Origin of the sequence: Halalkalicoccus jeotgali B3 (assembly GCF_000196895.1) — an archaeon.
GTDB lineage: Archaea > Halobacteriota > Halobacteria > Halobacteriales > Halalkalicoccaceae > Halalkalicoccus > Halalkalicoccus jeotgali.
In genome coordinates this window covers 2,665,807-2,685,470 of the sequence record NC_014297.1, presented here as the reverse complement: position 1 = coordinate 2,685,470, position 19,664 = coordinate 2,665,807, and the positions used below count along the sequence as shown (strand labels likewise).

The 19,664-nt window shown below is 65.7% G+C and carries 20 protein-coding genes and 1 tRNA gene; 15 read left to right on the top strand and 6 right to left on the bottom strand.

The window, feature by feature from the left end; genetic code table 11:
- Positions 1–7 precede the first annotated feature (7 nt).
- Genes HACJB3_RS14075 through HACJB3_RS14065 form a run of 3 tightly spaced genes read right to left on the bottom strand, consistent with a single transcriptional unit; the run spans position 8 to position 1,968 of the window.
- Positions 8–454 (bottom strand): DCC1-like thiol-disulfide oxidoreductase family protein, encoded by a 447-nt coding sequence (locus tag HACJB3_RS14075; protein ID WP_008416364.1) that lies wholly within the window; start codon positions 452–454, stop codon positions 8–10.
- 42 nt (positions 455–496) lie between these two features.
- Complete coding sequence (locus HACJB3_RS14070; RefSeq protein ID WP_008416363.1) at positions 497–874, bottom strand: Hsp20/alpha crystallin family protein; 378 nt, start codon at positions 872–874, stop codon at positions 497–499.
- A gap of 41 nt (positions 875–915) precedes the next feature.
- A complete protein-coding gene (locus tag HACJB3_RS14065; RefSeq protein ID WP_008416361.1) occupies positions 916–1,968 on the bottom strand; it encodes a type II glyceraldehyde-3-phosphate dehydrogenase in 1,053 nt (350 codons plus the stop codon).
- Between the two features lie 223 nt (positions 1,969–2,191).
- Here HACJB3_RS14065 and gap point away from each other — a divergent pair, with 223 nt between their 5' ends.
- The 6 genes from gap (at position 2,192) to HACJB3_RS14035 (ending at position 7,809) form a co-directional block, all read left to right on the top strand.
- Complete coding sequence (gap, locus tag HACJB3_RS14060) at positions 2,192–3,241, top strand: type I glyceraldehyde-3-phosphate dehydrogenase (protein WP_008416360.1); 1,050 nt, start codon at positions 2,192–2,194, stop codon at positions 3,239–3,241.
- Between the two features lie 38 nt (positions 3,242–3,279).
- Positions 3,280–4,479 (top strand): phosphoglycerate kinase, encoded by a 1,200-nt coding sequence (locus tag HACJB3_RS14055; RefSeq protein WP_008416359.1) that lies wholly within the window; start codon positions 3,280–3,282, stop codon positions 4,477–4,479.
- 4 nt (positions 4,480–4,483) lie between these two features.
- Positions 4,484–5,416, top strand: a complete 933-nt coding sequence (locus tag HACJB3_RS14050; protein ID WP_008416357.1) for a sodium:calcium antiporter — start codon at positions 4,484–4,486, stop codon at positions 5,414–5,416.
- Between the two features lie 37 nt (positions 5,417–5,453).
- Entirely contained in the window at positions 5,454–6,395 is a 942-nt protein-coding gene (locus HACJB3_RS14045) for an aminopeptidase (RefSeq protein ID WP_008416355.1), read from the top strand.
- Positions 6,396–6,535: 140 nt separating this feature from the next.
- The gene (locus HACJB3_RS14040; protein WP_008416354.1) at positions 6,536–7,183 is read left to right on the top strand and encodes an HVO_0476 family zinc finger protein; all 648 of its coding nucleotides are present in this window, start codon (positions 6,536–6,538) and stop codon (positions 7,181–7,183) included.
- A gap of 2 nt (positions 7,184–7,185) precedes the next feature.
- Positions 7,186–7,809: a protein-L-isoaspartate(D-aspartate) O-methyltransferase gene (locus HACJB3_RS14035; protein ID WP_008416353.1), complete on the top strand. Its 624-nt coding sequence runs from the start codon at positions 7,186–7,188 to the stop codon at positions 7,807–7,809.
- A gap of 24 nt (positions 7,810–7,833) precedes the next feature.
- Here the strand turns inward: HACJB3_RS14035 and HACJB3_RS14030 are convergent, their stop codons facing one another.
- Entirely contained in the window at positions 7,834–8,229 is a 396-nt protein-coding gene (locus HACJB3_RS14030; protein ID WP_008416352.1) for a DUF5518 domain-containing protein, read from the bottom strand.
- Positions 8,230–8,310: 81 nt separating this feature from the next.
- On the opposite strand from HACJB3_RS14030, the gene HACJB3_RS14025 reads away from it, so the two are divergent.
- Genes HACJB3_RS14025 through HACJB3_RS14015 form a run of 3 tightly spaced genes read left to right on the top strand, consistent with a single transcriptional unit; the run spans position 8,311 to position 9,703 of the window.
- On the top strand, positions 8,311–9,060 hold the full coding sequence (locus HACJB3_RS14025; protein WP_008416351.1) for a protein-L-isoaspartate O-methyltransferase family protein: 750 nt from the start codon (positions 8,311–8,313) through the stop codon (positions 9,058–9,060).
- 24 nt (positions 9,061–9,084) lie between these two features.
- Positions 9,085–9,264, top strand: a complete 180-nt coding sequence (locus HACJB3_RS14020) for a hypothetical protein (RefSeq protein WP_008416350.1) — start codon at positions 9,085–9,087, stop codon at positions 9,262–9,264.
- A 55-nt stretch (positions 9,265–9,319) separates the two neighbouring features.
- Positions 9,320–9,703, top strand: a complete 384-nt coding sequence (locus HACJB3_RS14015) for a rhodanese-like domain-containing protein (RefSeq protein ID WP_008416349.1) — start codon at positions 9,320–9,322, stop codon at positions 9,701–9,703.
- A gap of 212 nt (positions 9,704–9,915) precedes the next feature.
- Here HACJB3_RS14015 and HACJB3_RS14010 read toward each other — a convergent pair.
- Positions 9,916–9,988 (bottom strand) — tRNA-Asp (locus HACJB3_RS14010).
- Positions 9,989–10,309: 321 nt separating this feature from the next.
- On the opposite strand from HACJB3_RS14010, the gene HACJB3_RS14005 reads away from it, so the two are divergent.
- Genes HACJB3_RS14005 through HACJB3_RS13980 form a run of 6 tightly spaced genes read left to right on the top strand, consistent with a single transcriptional unit; the run spans position 10,310 to position 18,469 of the window.
- On the top strand, positions 10,310–10,492 hold the full coding sequence (locus HACJB3_RS14005) for a DNA-directed RNA polymerase subunit H (RefSeq protein ID WP_008416348.1): 183 nt from the start codon (positions 10,310–10,312) through the stop codon (positions 10,490–10,492).
- Positions 10,489–12,057: a DNA-directed RNA polymerase subunit B'' gene (locus HACJB3_RS14000; RefSeq protein WP_008416347.1), complete on the top strand. Its 1,569-nt coding sequence runs from the start codon at positions 10,489–10,491 to the stop codon at positions 12,055–12,057. Before HACJB3_RS14005 ends, HACJB3_RS14000 begins: the two co-directional genes overlap by 4 nt.
- A 4-nt stretch (positions 12,058–12,061) precedes the next feature.
- Positions 12,062–13,888, top strand: coding sequence for a DNA-directed RNA polymerase subunit B (rpoB, locus tag HACJB3_RS13995; RefSeq protein ID WP_008416346.1), 1,827 nt, complete (start codon positions 12,062–12,064; stop codon positions 13,886–13,888).
- A 20-nt stretch (positions 13,889–13,908) separates the two neighbouring features.
- Positions 13,909–16,869 carry a DNA-directed RNA polymerase subunit A' gene (locus HACJB3_RS13990; protein WP_008416343.1) on the top strand — a complete coding sequence of 987 codons (2,961 nt, stop codon included), beginning with the start codon at positions 13,909–13,911 and terminating at the stop codon, positions 16,867–16,869.
- A complete protein-coding gene (gene rpoA2 / locus HACJB3_RS13985) occupies positions 16,862–18,049 on the top strand; it encodes a DNA-directed RNA polymerase subunit A'' (protein ID WP_008416341.1) in 1,188 nt (395 codons plus the stop codon). The genes HACJB3_RS13990 and rpoA2 overlap by 8 nt, the downstream gene beginning before the upstream one ends.
- Positions 18,050–18,469, top strand: a complete 420-nt coding sequence (locus tag HACJB3_RS13980; protein ID WP_008416340.1) for a NusA-like transcription termination signal-binding factor — start codon at positions 18,050–18,052, stop codon at positions 18,467–18,469.
- A 79-nt stretch (positions 18,470–18,548) separates the two neighbouring features.
- Here the strand turns inward: HACJB3_RS13980 and HACJB3_RS13975 are convergent, their stop codons facing one another.
- A complete protein-coding gene (locus tag HACJB3_RS13975) occupies positions 18,549–19,397 on the bottom strand; it encodes a phosphatase PAP2 family protein (RefSeq protein WP_008416338.1) in 849 nt (282 codons plus the stop codon).
- Positions 19,398–19,664: the final 267 nt, after the last annotated feature.

Sequence of the window (19,664 nt, the reverse complement as noted above, 5' to 3'; positions counted from 1 at the left end):
AAGCGACTCACCGGGAAGCGACGAGTGGCATGCTCCCGGCGTCCGCCGAAAGCGCAGGATAGTGGCCCTTTGCTGCCTCTGTGAGAGGGTAGGTGTCGTGATAGGGGTCCGGATCGCGCTCCTGTCCGACGGCCGTTCCGATGGCGTCGGCGATCGACTCGTAGTTCTCGCCGACGATGTCCCCGACGAGCACCGGAAGGCCGGCCCGTTCACAGAGTTCGCTCGCGGCCGCGTGACCGGCGTAGACCTGCCCCTCCTCGATATCGACGAACACCAGCGCGAACGGTACCGTCTCGAACTGCGCGGCGAGAAAGTCTTGGGCGGGGTCGTCGTACCAGGGGATCGCCCCGACCCGCCGGATCCGTCGCAGCGCCGAGGCGGCCGCAGAACAGAACGGACACTCGCCGTCGTAGATCAACACGCCGTGGTACTCCGGTCGCTCGGGATCGCCCATGACCGCGCGTTGGGTTCGTGGCGAGTTAACCGTTTTCTCGGGTCAGTCGACGTCGATCGCGGCCGATCCGTCCGCGCGCGAGAGCATGACCTCGAGGACGCCGTTGTTGTAGGTCGCCCGCGCGGAGTGTTCGTCGACTTGACCGGGCAGCGCGATCCGCTCGTCGTACTCCCGGTGGTCGTTCGCGGCGCTGATGGTCAGGGACTTCCCGTCGCACGTCAGCCCGATGTCCCCCTTCTCGACGCCCGGGAGGTCCGCGATCACGCGGATCTCCTCGTCGGTTTCGTAGATATCGACGTGCGTGTCGCTGCCGAACCCCGCGTCGTTGATCTCGACGCCGCCGCCCATCACGTCGTTCATCATCCGCTCGAGTTCACGGAAAATATCGTCGAAGGGGTCGTTGCGGTCGTCGCGTCTCATACTCCGGGTAGGTCCCTGTGTGACAAAAGGTTTTGCGGGTCTCAGGGTGCCGGCGAGGTTACTGCCGCCCGCCGGGGGTCGGGCAGTCCGATTCCGAGGGCCTCATCGGTCGTCTGCATGCTCTCGTCTCCGTCCGCCAGTCCCGTCATCGCGCGGATCGCGTCGACGTTCTCGGGGATCACGTCGCTCTCCTGGTGGATCGCCTGGAACAGGTAGAGCTCGGAGTCCTGGACGTTGATCGATTCGCCCCAGACGCAGTTCTCCCAGAGGTCCCCGCGCGGCCGACCCCGGTCGCGCGCCAGTTCCCGGAGTTTGCCCGTCCCGTCGATCGCTAGGTCGTCCTCGACGACGAAGATGCGCGATTCTTCGGCCAGTAGCTCGCGGACCTCGGCGGAGGTCGGCTCGCTCTCGAGTTCGATGTTCAGACTGTGCATGTGCATCAGCGTCGTCGGCACCGTCAGCCCCATCGTGTCGATCGAGAGGTCGGGAAAGATGGTGTTGACGTCCGGACCGTGGTGGGAGGGGACCGTGATCGGGTCCGGAAGGATGTCGTTGATTGGCCCCCGGCCGGTCTGGTCGGGATCGCCGCCGCGCCGGACGAGCGTCGCGCGGACCTTCTCGACGCCGTAGGCCTCCTCCAAGGGCGCGACCAGCCGCGAGATTCCGGTCGTGTTACACGAGACGACGCGGACGTACTCCGCTCCCTCGGCGGCCTCGAAGTTCGCTCGCGCGTTGAAGCTGGTTTCGACCAGGTCGTCTGCTTCCTTGCCTTGGAAGATCGCGGGCGTCCCGGCGGCCTCGTAGCGTGGGCGGTTCTCCGCACCGATTCCACCGGGGGTGGCGTCGACGACGACGTCGCTCTCCTCGATCAGGTCCTCGCTGGTTCCCGCGACATCGTAGCCCGCGTCCCGAAACGCACTCAGACGGTCCTCCCGGGCGGAATAGAGCGCGTACCCCCGCCGTACCGCACCGTCGGCACCGAAATCGGGACTGGCTTTCGAGACGCCACAGACGTCCATATCGGGCTGGGCGGCGACCGCGTCCGCGACGCGCTTGCCGATAGTACCGTAGCCGTTGATGCCGACTTTGAGCATACACGTCCCTGTGGGCCGTCGGGGGGAATAATATTTACGAGTTAATAGTTAAGTAATTAACTCGGTGCCGAGTAACTCGCCGCGAACAGTGCCTTGGGGAGTGACTAAGACCGTTCGGCCCCTACCGTCGTATGAGGCGAGCAGAGCCACTGGAACGCCGGTTATGCATCGCCTATCCCGAATCGGCGCAAGATACTTAGTAACCGCGAACAATAACTCGAATATGAGTAATAACTTCGAAAACGAACCGGTGCGGGTGGGACTGAACGGGTTCGGGCGGATCGGGCGGAACGTCTTCCGGGCCGCGATGACCTCCTCCAAGGTGGAGCTGGTGGGGATCAACGACATCATGGACGTCGAGGACATGCACTACCTCGCGAAGTACGACACCGTCCAGGGTCGCCTCGACGGGCTCGAACTGGAGGGCGACTCGCTCGTCTACGAGGGCACCGAGGTCCCGACGTTCAGCGAGAAGGACCCGACCCAGCTCCCGTGGGACGAACTGGACGTCGACGTCGCCTTCGAGGCGACGGGCATCTTCCGAACCCGGGAGGACGCCGCCCAGCACCTCGAGGCCGGCGCCGAGAAGGTCATCATCAGCGCGCCGCCGAAAGGCGAGACGCCGGTCAAAACGATCGTTTACGGCGTCAACCACGACGAATACGACGGCGACGATGTCGTCTCGAACGCCTCCTGTACCACCAACAGCGTCGCGCCGGTGGCGAAAGTACTCGACGAGGAGTTCGGCATCGAGTCGGGGCTGCTCACCACCGTCCACGCCTACACGGGCACCCAGAACCTCGTCGACGGGCCCTCGGGCAAGACGCGCCGGGGCCGGGCCGCCGCCGAGAACATCATCCCAACCTCGACGGGCGCGGCCCAGTCGACCACGGAGGTCCTGCCGAACCTCGAAGGCAAACTCGACGGGATGGCCATGCGCGTGCCCGTTCCGACGGGCTCGATCACCGACCTCGTCGTCGACCTCGCGGCCGACGTTGGGGCCGAGGAAGTAAACGAGGCGCTCCGTGAGGCCGCGGACGGCGATCTGGCCGGCGTGCTCGGCTACACCGACGACGAGATCGTCTCGCGGGACATCGTCGGGCTCCCCTTTTCGTCCTACGTCGACCTCGATTCGACCATCGCGGTTGAGGGCGGGCAGGTCAAGGTGCTGACGTGGTACGACAACGAGTACGGCTTCGCCAACCGGATGCTCGACCTCGCACAGTACGTCGTCGCGCAGGACGAGGAGACGCCCGCCGAAGCGACGGCGTAGGACCGACCTTTATTATCGCGCTCGACCACCCACGAGCCATGTTCAAGACGCTCGACGATCTCCCCGATAGCCAGCGGCTGCTCGTTCGGATCGACGCCAACTCCCCGGTCGAAGACGGCGAGGTCCGGAACAACCGCCGCTTTGCGCGCCACGCCGAAACGCTTCGGGAGCTCGCCGACGCGGGCCACGCGGTCGCCGTCCTCGCCCATCAGGGTCGCCCCGGCCGGGACACCTTCGTATCACTCGAACAACACGCCGAGATCCTCTCGGAGCACCTCGATCGCGAGGTCCGATACGTCCCGGACACCTACGGCGAAGCCTCTCTGGAGGCGATCGACGGGCTCGGGGGCGGCGAGGTCCTCCTGCTCGAAAACGTCCGGATGGTCGACGAGGAGCTCGCCGACCGCACGCCCGAAGCACACGCCGAAAGCGCGCTCGTCGAGACCCTCTCAGGGGAGTTCGACGCCTACGTCAACGACGCCTACTCGACCGCTCATCGGGGACACGCCTCGATCGTCGGGTTTCCGCGGGTGATGGACGCCTACGCGGGTCGCGTCATGGAGACCGAGTACGAGGCCAACTCCGCGATTCAACAGCGGGAGTTCGACGGCCGCGTCGCGATGGTGCTGGGCGGGACGAAGGCCGACGACCTCATCGGCGTGATGGAGCGCGTCGAGGACACGGTCGATACGTTCCTCATGGGCGGGATCGTCGGCGAACTCTTCCTCAGGGCGGCGGGCTACGACGTGGGTTACGACGTCGAGGGCACCGACTTCTTCGACGAGCAGTGGGCAGAACAGGAAGAGACCATCCGGGAGTTGCTCGATTCCTACGGGGATCGGATCCGCCTGCCCGTGGATCTCGCCTACGAGGACGAGGCGGGCGACCGGGCGGAGATAGCCGTCGAGGGCGTCGAGAAGGAGACCTCCTTCCTCGACGTCGGATCGGGGACGGTCGAAGAGTACGAGTCGGTCGTCGCCGACAGCGAGGCCGTCTTCGTCAAGGGGGCGCTCGGCGTCTTCGAGGACGAACGCTTCGCCGACGGGACGGTCGGCGTGCTGGAGGCCATCGCCCGGACCGACTGCTTCTCGGTCGTGGGCGGGGGCGATACCTCGCGGGCGATCGAACTCTATGGAATGGACGAGGACGACTTCTCGCACGTCTCGATCGCGGGCGGAGCGTATGTCCGGGCGCTGACGGGCGAATCCTTGGTCGCGATCGAAGCCCTGAAACGATAAGCGAGTGGTCTCCGATCTCGTCGTTTCGATCGCGCTGCTCGCCGGGTCGGTGGTCGGCCTCTGGCTGGGCGCACGCCTGTTCGTCGGGAGCGCCGTGCGACTCGCGCGCCGGCTGGGCCTCTCGGAGGTGGCCATCGGGCTGACCGTCGTCGCGGTCGGCACCTCGCTGCCGGAGGTCGCCGTGAGCGTCGGGGCCGCCCTCACGGGCACCGGGGACATCGCGGTCGGAAACGTCGTCGGCTCGAACGTGTTCAACCTCGCGTTGATCCTCGGGTTCGTCGCGCTGTTCGGTGCCATCGTGGTCCCCCGATCGCTCGCCCGCCGCGACGGGCTCGTCCTGTTCGGCGCGAGCGCGCTCGCGGCGCTCGTTCTCGTGGATCTGCATCTCGGGCGGTTGGAAGCCGCGGCGCTGGTGCTCGCGCTCGTGGCCTACCTGTTCGCGCTCGCGCGGGCCGGGGAGGCGCCGCCGACCGGCGGTGAAGACGGCGAACCGTTTCGTGCCCGCGATCCGGTTCTCCTGATCAGTGGCTTGGTGCTCGTGCTCGTGAGTGGCGACACGCTGGTGGGCGCGGCGGTCGATATCGCGCGGGCGGCGGGGGTTTCCGAGTGGGCCATCGGTGCGACCGTGGTCGCCGCGGGAACCTCGACGCCCGAGTTCGCCGTCTCCGTGCTCGCGCTCCAGCGCGGGCGAGTCGGGGTATCGGTCGGGAACCTGCTCGGGAGCAACGTCTTCAACGCGCTGGGCGTCCTCGGGATCGCGGGGCTCGTCCATCCGCTCGCGGTCGATCCCGCCGCGCTCGCCGATCTGGGCTGGCTGCTCGCCGTCACCGGGTTCGTGACCGTCTCGCTGTGGAGCGGCCACCGCCTCTCAAGGGGCGAGGGCGGCGTCCTCGTCGGCTCCGAACTGATCAGGTGGGTGCTCGACTTCCTGCGGTGATCGTCACGACTATCCTCCCGCCGGGCGAGCGCCCGGTATGGACCTGCGACCCGCAGCCGAGACCGCGGTGCGCCAGTGTATGGCGCTCGAAGGGGACGAATCGTGTGCGGTCGTCACCGACGACGAGCGCGAGCCCGTCGGCGAGGCGCTTTATACGGTGGCCCGCGAGATCACCGACGACGCGGTCCTCCTGCGATATCCGCCCGGACCGCAGCACGGCGCCGAACCGCCCGAACCGGTCGCCGCGGCGATGAGCGGCGCGGACGTGGTGCTCGCCCCGACCAGCAAGAGCCTGAGCCACACCCGCGCGCGCGGTGCGGCGACCGACGCGGGGACGCGCGCCGCGACCCTCCCAGGGATCACCGAGGAGGTCTTCACCACCGGGCTCGACGCCGACTACGAGCGCATCCGCCAGGAGTGCGACCGGATGCTCGAACGGGTTGCGGATGCGACGGAGATCAGCGTGACCTCGCCGCAGGGAACGGACATCACCTTCAAGCCGGGGAGCCGCGAGTGGCTCGCGGATACGGGGATCGTCCACGAGCCGGGCGACTTCTCGAACCTCCCGGCAGGCGAGGTGTTCGTCAGCCCCGAGAACGCGACCGGAACCTACGTGGTCGACGGGACGATGCACCCCCACGGGCTGCTCGATGGCGAAATCGAGATCGAAGTGGAGGACGGCTTCGTCACCTCGGTGAGCGACCCCGACGTGCGCGCGGAGCTCGAAGAGGCCGAAGCGGCGGTCGGTCGGGACGCCTACAACCTCGCCGAACTCGGAATCGGGACGAACGTCGCGGTCACGGAGCTGGTCGGAAGCGTCCTGCTCGATGAGAAGGCCGCGGGAACGGTCCACATCGCGATCGGGGACGACGCGGGCATCGGCGGCGACACCGACGCGCCGATCCATTCGGACGGGATCCTGCGCGAGCCGACCGTGTTTGCGGATGGTGTGGAAGTGGAGCTTCCACGTATCGAGTGAGCGATGATAGTCGCGAACGCGGGGAGGTCGTCGACCTCCCAACGGTCGAACGGGCGTAGCCCGTGAGACAGTGAGGCGATCGAATTCCCACGAGCCCGAGCACAGACGACTTTTATAGCGCGATACACTATTCGCCTTCAATGAGCAACACAGCGAGTCAGGTGGCGCTGGTCTGTCCCTCGTGTTCGCCCGAGGAGCAGACGGTCCACGAGGTGCTGAAACCCGGCGGGCAGGCGACGGTCCGGTGTACGGCCTGCGGACACACCCACAAGACGACGATCGAAGAGGAAAACGAAGCGGAGATCGACGTGATTGTCTCACAGGACGGCGAGTCCTTCTCGGCGAGTGCCGAGGTCCCCGAGGACGAGGAGTTGGCCGTCGGCGAGGAGTTCGTTCTGGACACCGAGGAAGCGATCATGCTCGTCCGGATCACAAGCGTCGAACTCGGCGAGGAGCGCCGGGAAGAGAGCGCCCGCGCCGACGAGGTCGAAACGCTCTGGACCCGCGCGGTCGACAACGTCTCGGTCAATCTCACCGTCCACCCCAACGAGAAGCGCGAGGAGAGCCGCAGCGTCAAACTGCAGGTCCCCGGCGATCACGAGTTCACCGTCGGCGAACGAGAGGAGATGGGCGACGAGGAGTTCGTCATCACGGGTATCCACGTCAAGCGCGACGCGACTGGCTACCACAAGTCGAAGCTCGACTTCGAGGGCGACACCGTCCACGCAAAGGACGTCAAACGCCTGTTCGGCGAGGACGACTCATCGACGGCGTGGTCGGTCTGGTAGGCATGTACGAGGACGAACGCGAGGCGCTCGCGGATCGGCTCGCCCGCTGCGAGGGCCTCTCCGAGGCCACCGTCGCGGCGATGAAGGCGGTGCCACGCCACGTGTTCGTCCCCGAACCCCGACGAAACGACGCCTACGCGGACCGTCCGCTTCCCATCGGCGACGGCCAGACGATCAGCGCGCCACACATGGTCGCGATCATGACCGAGCTGCTGGACGTCGAATCTGGGGATCGCGTCCTGGAGATCGGCACCGGCTGTGGCTATCACGCCGCCGTCACCGCCGAAGTCGTCGGCGCCGAGAGCGTTTTCAGCGTCGAGTTCAGTCCCGACCTCGCCGACAATGCGAGGAGAACGTTGGAGCGGATCGGCTACGGCGAAATCAGTATCAGGCAGGGTGACGGTCGCGAGGGCTGGCCCGAGGGCGCCCCTTACGACGCCGCCTACCTCACCTGTGCGGTCCCCGAGATCCCCGCGCCCGTCCTCGAACAGGTCCGAGATGGGGGAACGATCGTCGCGCCCGTCGGCACCGACGGGCAGCGACTCGTCCGTGCCCGGGTGGGCCCCGACGGGATCGCGGCGCGGACGACCCACGGTGCGGTCCGGTTCGTCACGGTCCGGACGTGATCCTCTCCGGGCAACCGGGCCGCCTCAGGGGCGCTCTTCGGGGCGGATCGACCGTCCCGTCCGCCCGTACTCGTCGAACAGGTACGTCCCGAGATATCCACCGAGAGCGCTCAGACCGACGACGTACAGCGTGCTCACGAACAGGGCAGCCGCGACCACCGCAAGCGAGACGGCCGTCCCGGTCGGATCGAGGGTGACCACTCCGACGAGCCCCACGACCGCCGCTCCGAGCACTCCCAGCGGGACCAGCGCGATCACCCCCGAGAGCGTGCCGGTTCGTACGCCTGCAGCCGTGTCCGCCCCCTGGAGGTAGGCCGCGACCGCGCCGCCGCCGATCGGGGCCAGCGGCACGACCCACGAGAGGACCGCCGTGAGTATCGCGCCGATCAGCGCGTTGGTCAGGGCGTTCGAGTCCCCCATGCGTACTATTAGTTCCCGAGCCGACATGACCGTATCGCCCGCGAGCGCGTGACTCTTGGTGCTCGGTCGCCGAGGGTCGGTATGGACCCCGCCGTCCTGCGCGAGGACATGGTCGACAGCCTCGAACACGAGGCCAAGGCCGCCCTCGATACCGAGCGGGTCGCACTCGCCATGCGCGAGGTACCCCGCGAGGCGTTCGTCAACGACGAGCGCGTCGCCTACGCCGACCGCGCGACCGAGATCGACGGCACGACCGTTCTGGCCCCCAGCACAGCCGCCCGCCTCCTTGAAGCACTCGACGCCCGCGCGAGCCACTCGATACTGATCGCCGGCAGCGGGGTCGGCTACACCGCCGCCGTCCTCGCGGAGATCGCCGGCGCCGAGAACGTCCAGGCGATCGACATCGACCGCAACATGGTCTACGCCGCCCGCCGGAACCTCGAGCAGGCGGGCTACGGCGGGGTGCTCGTCGACCGACGGGACGGCTCACGGGGGTTTCCGGAGTACGCCCCCTTCGACCGGATCCTCGTCGAGGCCGCGGCCGTCCGCCCGCCCCGAGCGCTGACCGACCAACTCGCGCCCGACGGGCGATTGGCGATGCCCATGGGCGCGACCGAACAGACGCTGGTCGCACTCGACGCCGGCGGCGAGGTCCGCGAGCGACACGGTCCGGTCGCGTTCCGCCCCCTCCTCCTGGAGGGCCAACAGCCCGGCCGGCCCGAACGGAACCGAACCGAGCGCGAGGACCGGGAGTTCGCCGAGCGCAACGCCCGGCGACGGCACGGCTGGGAACAGGAGTGGATCGACTGGGAGGCGGGCCGGCAGCGATAAGTCCCTCTCGTCGGATGGGGCGGTATGGCCCGGTCACAGGGCGACCCGCGCGTGCTCGTCGTCATGAACCTCCTCCTCTCGGCGGCCTTTTGCTACGTCGCTCTCCGCGGGCTCGCATTCGTCGGTGCCGTCGAGTTCTCATGGCTCCTGTTCGCGGCTGCGACGGCCGGTCTGGTTGTGATCACCCACCTCGTGACGCGCTGAGCCGTCCCGAGCCCTCGGCCACAACGGGTATCCGTAATCGAGCTGCCCTTACGGTATGAAAGACGAGCCCGAGCGGCACGCGACCCCATCGAACGGCGTTATCGAGCACGGCCCGGAGTCGTTTCACACGGTCGTTGCCCGCCCGGCGGTCTACACCCTCGACGTCCACACTCCCGAGCAACGACACATCGAAGGGACCGACGCGTTCGTCCCCTACGACGCGATCCGCGAGCATCGGGACCTCCTGCCCGACGCCGGCACCCCGATCGCGGTGTACTGTCGCAGCGACGGAATGAGCCAGGAGGTCACCGGAACCCTCCAAGAGATGGGCTATACGGAGATCCACCACCTTCGGGGCGGGATCCGAGCATGGGAGGACGAGGACCTTCCGCTCTCGGAGTATCGGTTCGACGAGCCGGGCGTCCGTCCCGATGGCTAACGTTTCTTCTGATCGGTGCATTCGCTCGCACCCGAAAACCGACCGCCCGCGGACGCGAAACCGGGCCCCGCTCGGAGTCCGATTCGAACCACAGTCGGTCCGTCCGCTGGCGCTCACGGCACTTCCTGTTTCGAATCCTCTGTCGGCGTTTCTCGAAACCAGAACCGCACAACACGGCAAGCCGGCCGCTCAGGGATGAGAGTTCGAGAAAGCGCCCGGAGCGGGATTTGAACCCGCGTCACGACCGTGACAGGGTCGTATGATGGGCCACTACACCATCCGGGCGAACGCATCTCCTCCTTTCCGGCTTGCAGACTTAAGGCTTTCCAAACGATCGACCCGTGTGCCGTCTACCCAAAACACTCATTTTCGTCGCTCGCGTACCGGGTCGTATTCGCCCCGGATCGCAGCGACCGGTACTCGTCGCGCCCGCCGCGGCCGCGGGTCGCTCAGCGGACGCTCTCTTCCGTTTGGAAACGCTTAACTGCCCGCCCCCATTACCTGCCTGTAGTATCTCGTGACAGCCGCTTCTCTCGCCAGCCGGCCGGCAGACAGACCACACACATGGACGTAAGTGAACACACCCTGGTACCCGAGCACAGTCTCATGGACGAGGACGAACTCGAGACGGTGCTCGCGGAGTACGATATCAAGCGCACAGATCTCCCGAAGATCAAACGGGCCGACCCCGCGCTACCGGACGAAGCCGAGGTCGGGAACGTCGTCAAGATCGTCCGGGAATCGCGGACGGCCGACCGAGCGGTCGTCTATCGACTGGTGATCGAATGATAGACCATACACACCGACGGACGATCTCCGAGGAGTACTTCTCGAAGGAACGACTCGCCGAACACCACTTCCGATCGTTCAACGACTTCTTGAACAGGGGGATGCAACAGGTCGTCGACGAGAAGGAGACGATCGACACCGACATCGGCGACAAGGAGGGCCAAGAGCCGGTCTACGTCGAACTCGGTGACGTTCGTGTCGTTACGCCCCGCGTTCGGGAGGCCGACGGCTCGGAAGAACTGCTCTACCCACAGGAAGCCCGCCTCCGCAACATCACCTACTCGGCGCCCGTCTTCATGGAGATGTCGATCGTCAAGGGCGGCGAGGAGGAAGAAGAGCGGGTCGTCGACACGACCGAGACGAAAGTCGGCCGAATGCCGATCATGGTCGGCTCCGAGAAGTGTAACATCGATGGCTTCACCGACGAAGAGCTGATCGATATCGGCGAGGATCCGGCCGATCCCGGCGGGTACTTCCTCGTCAACGGCTCCGAGCGCGTGCTGATGACAAGCGAGGACCTGGCGCCCAACAAGATCCTCGCCGAATACGACAGCAAGTACGGTGACGAGATCCAGGTCGCCAAAACGTTCTCCCAGCGCCGTGGCTATCGCGCGCTCGTGCTCTGTGAGCGCGGCCGCGACGGCCTGCTCGAGGTCTCGTTCCCCTCCGTGTCGGGTTCGATCAACTTCGTCACGCTCGTGCGGGCGCTCGGGCTCGAATCCGACGAGGAGATCGTCCATCGGGTCTCGGACGACCCCGAGATCGTCAAGTACATGCTCGAAAACCTGGAGGAAGCGGACGTCCAGACGACAGAGGAGGCCATCGAGACGCTCGGGAAACGCGTCGCCTCGGGCCAGGGCAAGAACTACCAGCTCAAGCGGGCGAACTACGTCATCGACCGGTACCTGCTTCCGCACCTCCACGAGGACGGGATTCCCGACGAGGACGTCCGGATCAACAAGGCGTTTTACCTCTGTCGGATGGCGGAAGCGTGTTTCGAACTCGCCTTACAGCGCCGGGAATCGGACGACAAGGACCACTACGCGAACAAGCGCCTGAAAGTGTCCGGCGACCTGATGACCGACCTCTTCAGGACGGCGCTGAACAAGCTCGCACGCGACGTGAAGTACCAGCTCGAACGCGCGAACATGCGAAACCGCCAGCTCTCGGTCAACACGGTCGTGCGCTCGGACGTGCTGACCGAGCGACTCGAACACCCCATCGCGACGGGCAACTGGGTCGGCGGGCGCTCGGGTGTGAGCCAGCTGGTCGACCGCACCGACTTCATGGGTGTACTCAGTCACCTCCGGCGGCTGCGCAGCCCGCTCTCGCGGAGCCAGCCCCACTTCGAGGCGCGTGACCTGCACGCAACGCAGTGGGGTCGGATCTGTCCCTCCGAGACCCCGGAGGGACCGAACTGTGGACTGGTGAAGAATTTCGCACAGTCGATGGAGCTGACCCAGAACATCGAAGACGAACAGGGACTCAAACGAGAACTGGCGTCGATGGGCGTCGAGGGCATCCCGGGCCTCGATTCGACCACACGAACGCCCGCGGACGACTAATATCATGGCACAGGCACGAGACGCGAAAGTCTACGTCAACGGCAGTCTGGTCGGCACCCACCCCGACCCCGAACAGCTCGCAGAACAGGTACGCGAAGCACGACGCCGCGGCGAGGTCAGCGAGATGGTCAATGTCTCGGTGAAAGACCGCACCCGCGAGGTCGTGATCAACGCCGACGCCGGTCGGGCCCGACGGCCACTGTTGGTCGTCGAGGACGGCGAACCCCTGATCACCGACGAGGCGGTCGAGGCGCTCGAAAGCGGCGAGATCGAGTTCGAGACGCTCGTCGAGCACGGCTACGTCGAGTTCATCGACGCCGAGGAAGAGGAGGACGTCTACGTCGCGGTCGACCGCGAGGAGGTCTCCGAGGACCACACCCACCTCGAAATCGACCCACAGCTTATCTTCGGGATCGGTGCGGGGATGATCCCGTATCCCGAGCACAACGCCAGCCCGCGGATCACGATGGGTGCAGGGATGATGAAACAGTCGCTCGGTCTCCCGAGCGCCAACTACCGGATCCGCCCCGATACGCGCCAGCACCTGCTGCACTACCCGCAGCTCTCGATGGTCAAGACCCAGACCACAGAACAGATCGGCTTCGACGAACGGCCCGCCGCCCAGAACTTCGTCGTCGCGGTCATGAGCTACGAGGGGTTCAACATCGAGGACGCGCTCGTGATGAACGGCGGCTCGGTCGACCGCGGACTCGCCCGGTCGCACTTCTTCCGGACCTACGAGGGCGAAGAACGCCGCTATCCGGGCGGTCAGGAGGACCGCTTCGAGATCCCGAACGACGAGGTTCGCGGGGGCCGCGGCGAGGAGGCCTACACGCACCTCGACGAGGACGGGTTGGTCAACCCCGAGACGAACGTCGGGGAGAACTCCGTCCTCCTCGGCAAGACCTCCCCACCGAAGTTCCTGGAGGAGCCCGACGACATGGGTGGGATGGGCGTCCAGAAGCGCCGCGAGACGAGCGTGACGATGCGAAGCGGTGAGTCGGGGATCGTCGATACCGTCACCCTGATGGAGGGCGAGGACGGATCGAAGCTCTCGAAGGTGAAGGTGCGCGACGAGCGCATCCCCGAACTGGGCGATAAGTTCGCCTCACGGCACGGCCAGAAGGGCGTCGTTGGCCACCTCGCACCCCAAGAGGACATGCCCTTCACCCAGGAGGGGGTCGTCCCCGACTTGGTCATCAACCCCCACGCGCTGCCCTCGCGGATGACGGTCGGCCACGTTTTAGAGATGCTGGGCGGGAAGGTCGGCGCACTCGAAGGCCAGCGTGTCGACGGGACGCCGTTTTCGGGCCGGGACGAGGACGAACTGCGCGACTCGCTCGAGGAGCGCGGGTTCATGTCCTCGGGCAAGGAGGTCATGTACTCGGGCGTCTCCGGGGAGAAGATCGAGGCCGAGATCTTCGTCGGGACCATCCTCTATCACAAGCTGTACCACATGGTCTCGAACAAACTGCACGCCCGCTCGCGCGGGCCGGTGCAGGTGCTGACCCGCCAGCCAACCGAGGGCCGCGCTCGCGAGGGTGGGCTCCGGGTGGGTGAGATGGAACGTGACACCGTCATCGGACACGGGGCGGCGATGGTGCTCAAAGAGCGCTTGCTCGACTCCTCGGACCGGGAGTACATCGACGTCTGTGGGAACTGTGGGATGACCGCCGTCGAGAACGTCCAGCAACAGCGCGTCTACTGTCCGAACTGCGGCGAGGAAACCGACATCCACGAAATCGAGATGAGCTACGCCTTCAACCTGCTGCTCGACGAGATGAAGGCCCTTGGCATCGCACCGCGACTCGAACTGTCGGAGGCCGTCTGAAGCCCCGTACACCCCAACATATGCCACAACAAACGACACCCAAACAGATCGACCGTATCGACTTCGGGCTGATGGACCCCGAGGAGTACCGGGAGATGAGCGCGACGAAGATCATCACCGCCGACACCTACGACGACGACGGGTTCCCCATCGACATGGGGCTGATGGACCCCCGACTGGGCGTGATCGATCCCGGTCTGGAATGTAAGACCTGCGGGAAGCACTCGGGGGCCTGCAACGGCCACTTCGGCAACATCGAACTCGCTGCTCCAGTGATCCATGTCGGCTTCACGAAGCTCATCCGCCGTCTCCTCAGAGGGACCTGTCGGGAGTGTTCGCGACTGTTGCTCACGGAGGACGAAAAGGAGGAGTTCCGCGAGTCGCTCGTCCGAACGCGCGAACTCGGTGACGACGCGAACGACGTGACGAAGGCGGCCATCCGGCAGGCCAGGAAGGCCGATTCCTGTCCCCACTGCGGCGAGGTCCAGTTCGACATTCAACACGAGAAGCCGACGACCTATTACGAGGTCCAGCAGGTCCTGACCAGCGAGTACTCCGAGCAGATCGCGGGGGCGATGCAGCCCGGGGAGGACGAGGACGACGAGGCGACGACGCCGCCGGAACTCGCGGATGAAACCGACATCGACGTCTCGCGGATCAACCAGATCCTCTCGGGGGAGTTCCGACCCCGCCGCGCGGACCGGGAGGCCATCGAAAAGGCCCTTGGGATCGACCTGACCGAGGAGGACCTCAACAAGCTGATGCCAAGCGACATCCGCGACTGGTTCGAGGACATCCCCGACGAGGACATCGAGGTGCTCGGGATGAACCCCGAGAAATCCCGCCCCGAGTGGATGATCCTGACCGTGCTGCCCGTGCCGCCGGTCACGGCCCGGCCCTCGATCACGCTCGATAACGGCCAGCGAAGCGAGGACGACCTGACCCACAAACTGGTCGACATCATCCGGATCAACCAGCGCTTTATGGAGAACCGTGAGGCCGGCGCGCCCCAACTGATCATCGAGGACCTCTGGGAGCTGTTGCAGTACCACGTCACCACGTTCATGGACAACGAAATTTCGGGGACGCCCCCGGCCCGTCACCGCTCCGGACGGCCCCTCAAAACGCTTTCCCAGCGCCTGAAGGGCAAGGACGGGCGGTTCCGGAACTCCCTTTCGGGCAAGCGCGTGAACTTCTCGGCCCGAACCGTCATCTCGCCGGACCCGACCCTCTCGCTCAACGAGGTCGGCATCCCGAAACACGTCGCAAACGAGATGACCCAGACGATGGTCGTCACCGAGCGAAACATCGAACAGGCCCGTCGGTACGTCGCCAACGGGCCCAACGAACACCCCGGCGCGAACTACGTCCGGCGGCCCGACGGGCGTCGCCTCAAGATCACCGAGAAGAACTGCGAGGCGCTCGCCGGCCTCGACGACGAGGCCGCGGAGATCCAGAGTCTCGCGCCCGGGTGGGAGGTCAACCGCCACTTGGTCGACGGGGACATCGTGATCTTCAACCGCCAGCCCTCGCTGCACCGGATGAGTATCATGGCCCACGAGGTGGTCGTGATGCCCTATAAGACGTTCCGACTGAACACCGTCGTCTGTCCGCCGTACAACGCCGACTTCGACGGCGACGAGATGAACCTCCACGCACTGCAGAGCGAGGAGGCTCGCGCCGAGGCCCGCGTGTTGATGCGCGTCCAAGAGCAGATCCTCTCGCCGCGTTTCGGCGAGAACATCATCGGGGCGATTCAGGACCACATCTCGGGGCTCTACTTGCTGACCCACGAGAACCCGCAGTTCAACGAAACCCAGGCGCTCGACCTGCTTCGCGGGACGAGCGTCGACGGACTGCCGGAACCCGACGGCGAAGACGAGAGCGGCGAGTACTGGACCGGACGGACGATCTTCTCCCAGTTGCTCCCGGACGGGTTCGACCTCGAGTTCACCTCCTCGGCGGGCGACGCCGTCACCATCGAGGACGGAACCCTCCTCGAGGGGACCGTCGACGAGGACGGCGTCGGCGCGTTCGGCGGGGAGATCGTCGACCAGCTCGTCAAGGACCACAGCGAGACGCGCGCCCGCGTCTTCATCAACGAGGTCGCCTCGCTGGCGATGCGGGCGATCATGCACTTTGGCTTCTCGATCGGGATCGACGACGAGTCGATCCCGGACGCCGCGGGCGAGCAGATCGACGAAGCCATTCAGAACGCCTACGACCGGGTCCAAGAGCTCATCGAGACCTACGAGAACGGCGATCTCGAATCGCTCCCGGGTCGCACCGTCGACGAGACCCTCGAGATGAAGATCATGCAGACGCTCGGGAAGGCCAGAGACAGCGCCGGGGACATCGCGGAGGACCACTTCGCGGACGACAACCCCGCGGTGATCATGGCCGAGTCCGGCGCGCGTGGTTCGCTTTTGAACCTCACGCAGATGGCCGGCTGTGTCGGCCAGCAGGCGGTGCGCGGCGAGCGGATCAACCGCGGCTACGAGGGTCGAACCCTGAGCCACTACCAGGAAGGCGACCTCTCGGCGGAAGCCCACGGGTTCGTCGAGAACTCCTATCGAGCGGGGCTTACCCCGCGGGAGTTCTTCTTCCACGCGATGGGCGGCCGCGAGGGGCTGGTCGACACCGCGGTCCGGACCTCGAAGTCCGGGTATCTCCAGCGCCGGCTTATCAACGCTCTTTCGGAGCTCGAGACGCAGTACGACGGTACGGTACGCGATACGTCCGATAAGATCGTCCAGTTCGAGTTCGGCGAGGACGGCACCTCGCCGGTGCGGGTGTCCTCCGACGAGGACAACCCGATCGACGTCGAGGGGATCGCCAGTCGCGTCCTCGACGAGGAGTTCGCCTCGGAGGAGGAAAAACGGGCGTTCCTCGGTCGGCGCGAGCCGACGACGAACCTCTCGGAACACGCCGACGCGCGTCGGATGGACAGCCCCATCGAGGGGGTGAGCTCGGATGACTGACTACGACGTCAGCGACGACGTCGAGGCGGTCGTCGAGGACACCGATCTGCCCCGGCGGCTCAAAGAACGGGTCTACGAGGTCGTCGAGGCCCAAGGGGCGAGCACCGAGCAGGCCGACGAGATCGCCCGCGGGGTCGAGAGCCGGTATCTCGACACCCGCGTGGACCCGCTTGACCCCGTCGGCACCGTCAGCGCCCAATCGATCGGCGAGCCCGGGACCCAGATGACGATGAACACGTTCCACTACGCGGGCGTCGCGGAGATCGACGTCACGCAGGGACTTCCCAGACTCATCGAGCTGGTCGACGCCCGCAAGACCCCCGACACGCCGATGATGACGGTGTATCTCGAAGACGAGTACGCGACCGACCGCGAGAAAGCCCACGAGGTCGTCTGGAACATCGAGGCCACCCGCATTCTCGCGCTGGGGGACGTCTCGACGAACGTCGCGGACATGAACGTCCAGATCGACTTGAACGAGGACACCCTCGCCGAGCGCCTGCTCACACCCGAGGAGGTCGCCGAGATCATCGAGGACTCCTTGGGAGTGTCGACGGTCCAGCAGGGGACGGCCATCCAGTTCGGCCCTGAACAGCCGAGCTATCGCGACCTCCTCCAGCTCGTCGAGGAGCTTCGCGAGATCGTCTTCAAGGGGATCGAGGAGGTCTCACGGGTCGTCGTCCGCAAGGAGGACACCGACGAGCGTGAGGACGAGGAGTTCGTCCTCTACACCGAGGGCTCGGAGTTCGGCGACGCCCTCGCGATCGAGGGCGTCGACGCTTCACGGACGACCTGTAACAACATCCACGAGATCTATAGCAGTCTGGGCGTCGAGGCGGCCCGTGAGACCATCATCAACGAGACGATGGACACTCTGCGAGAGCAGGGTCTCGACGACGTGAACGTCCGACACCTGATGCTCGTTTCGGACATCATGACCACCCGTGGCACGATCGAGTCGATCGGTCGCCACGGCATCTCCGGCAACAAGGACAGCGTGCTGGCGCGGGCGGCCTACGAGGTTACCGTCAACCACCTGCTCGACGCGGCGATCCACGGCGAAGTCGACGACTTGAACGGCGTCATCGAGAACGTCATCGTCGGCAAGCCGATCAAGCTCGGGACCGGCGACGTCGACCTGCGGATGGGTTCGATCTCGTCGCCGACCAGTTCGGATTAGATGGCCCGGACCCTCTCGGACGACGCCCGTCGGTATATCGCCGCCTTCGAGGACGTGACCGGCGCGAGCGCGATCGACTGCGTGATCGACGGGGATCGGCTGGTGTTCGTCGTGAGCGTCGGCGAGATGGGACAAGCGATCGGTCCCGGCGGGAAGACCGTCTCTCGACTCGAGGAGCGACTGAATGCGACCGTCGACCTCGTCGAGGACGCGGACACCCCCGAGGCGTTCGTCGCGAACGCGCTCTCGCCGGCGGCGGTCTATCACGTCACGATCAGCGAGAACGACACCCTCGTGGCCTACGCGGAGGTCGCAGAGGACGACCGCGGCGTCGCGATCGGGACCGGCGGGAAGAACATCGAAACGGCCCGCACGCTGGCGAAACGACACTTCGATCTGGACGACATCCAGTTGACCTGAGTCGGGCGGAGACGCTCGTTTGCTCGTTTCGGATTTCGGCCGCCAGCGGGACAATTCTCGATCGGACGCGAAAAACGGATTAGTCCTGGGTTTCGGTTTCCAGACTGGTGTGTGGGTTGGGGACGTTCCGGTTGTCGGCCCACGCCACGAACCACCGGGCGAAATAGACGCTTGCGACCGCGAGGATCACGCCGGCGACGACGTCTATCAGCCAGTGGATCCCCAAATACATCGTCGAGACGACGATGCTGAGGACGAACACCGCACTGATCCAGAGCCAGCGGGGGTACTCCTCGCGGGTCCACCACGCAAACAGCAGGACGGTGATCGCCATCGACGTGTGTAGCGACGGGAAGACGTTCGAACTCGTGTTGATCGCCGCCGTGAGCGTCATGATCTCGGGGAACTGCTCGAACATCGGCTGGCCGACCTCCGTCGGGAGCGCTCGCCGGGGACCGTACGCGATAAAGAGCGTGTAGAAGACGGTCCCGGCCCCGTAGTTGATCATATACGCGACCAACAGCTCCTTGAGATGTCGCTGGGTCGGCAACAGCAGGTACGCGATGATCGGGAAGACCAGTACGAACGCGAACCCGAACACGTAGGCGAACGTGAAGTACCAGACGGCCGCCTGCATGGGGAGCAACGCCTGTAGCTGCCCGACGAGCCCGCCCTCGATGGCCACCAAGGTGTCGGTGATGTTGACGCCGATTATCCCGGACAGCGTCGTGGTCAGGTGGTGGGCGAGCTTGTTGAGTAGATAGACGACGCCGAGCCCGACGAGATACGGGCCGGATTCACGGATCTGATGGCGTAGCTCGGTGCGGGCCTTGCTGATGGAGTCGAACCCGATCACGATGACGCTGGCCGCCATGGTCATCACGAGCACTCCGCCCACAACGATCAGGAGGATGGTAATCAGGTCCATCGGTCCTCCTCTGTCGAATGCGCGCGCGCGTTCTCGGCCGAAGCCCCGATATCGCGGGGCTTCGGACTTCTCCCAAGTGAACAGGACCGTAACCGGGGTCCTGTTCGAGCGGTTACACAACCCATCACAGTGCTATACTATCGTATCCAAGACTAAATACTCCTCCGTTCGAGCAGAGATGAGCTATCAAGTACCATGGAGATGGTCGATCGGCGGTGCTGTGCGCACCGGTCACACGGCGAGGCCCGATCTGTCGAGCGGATCGCC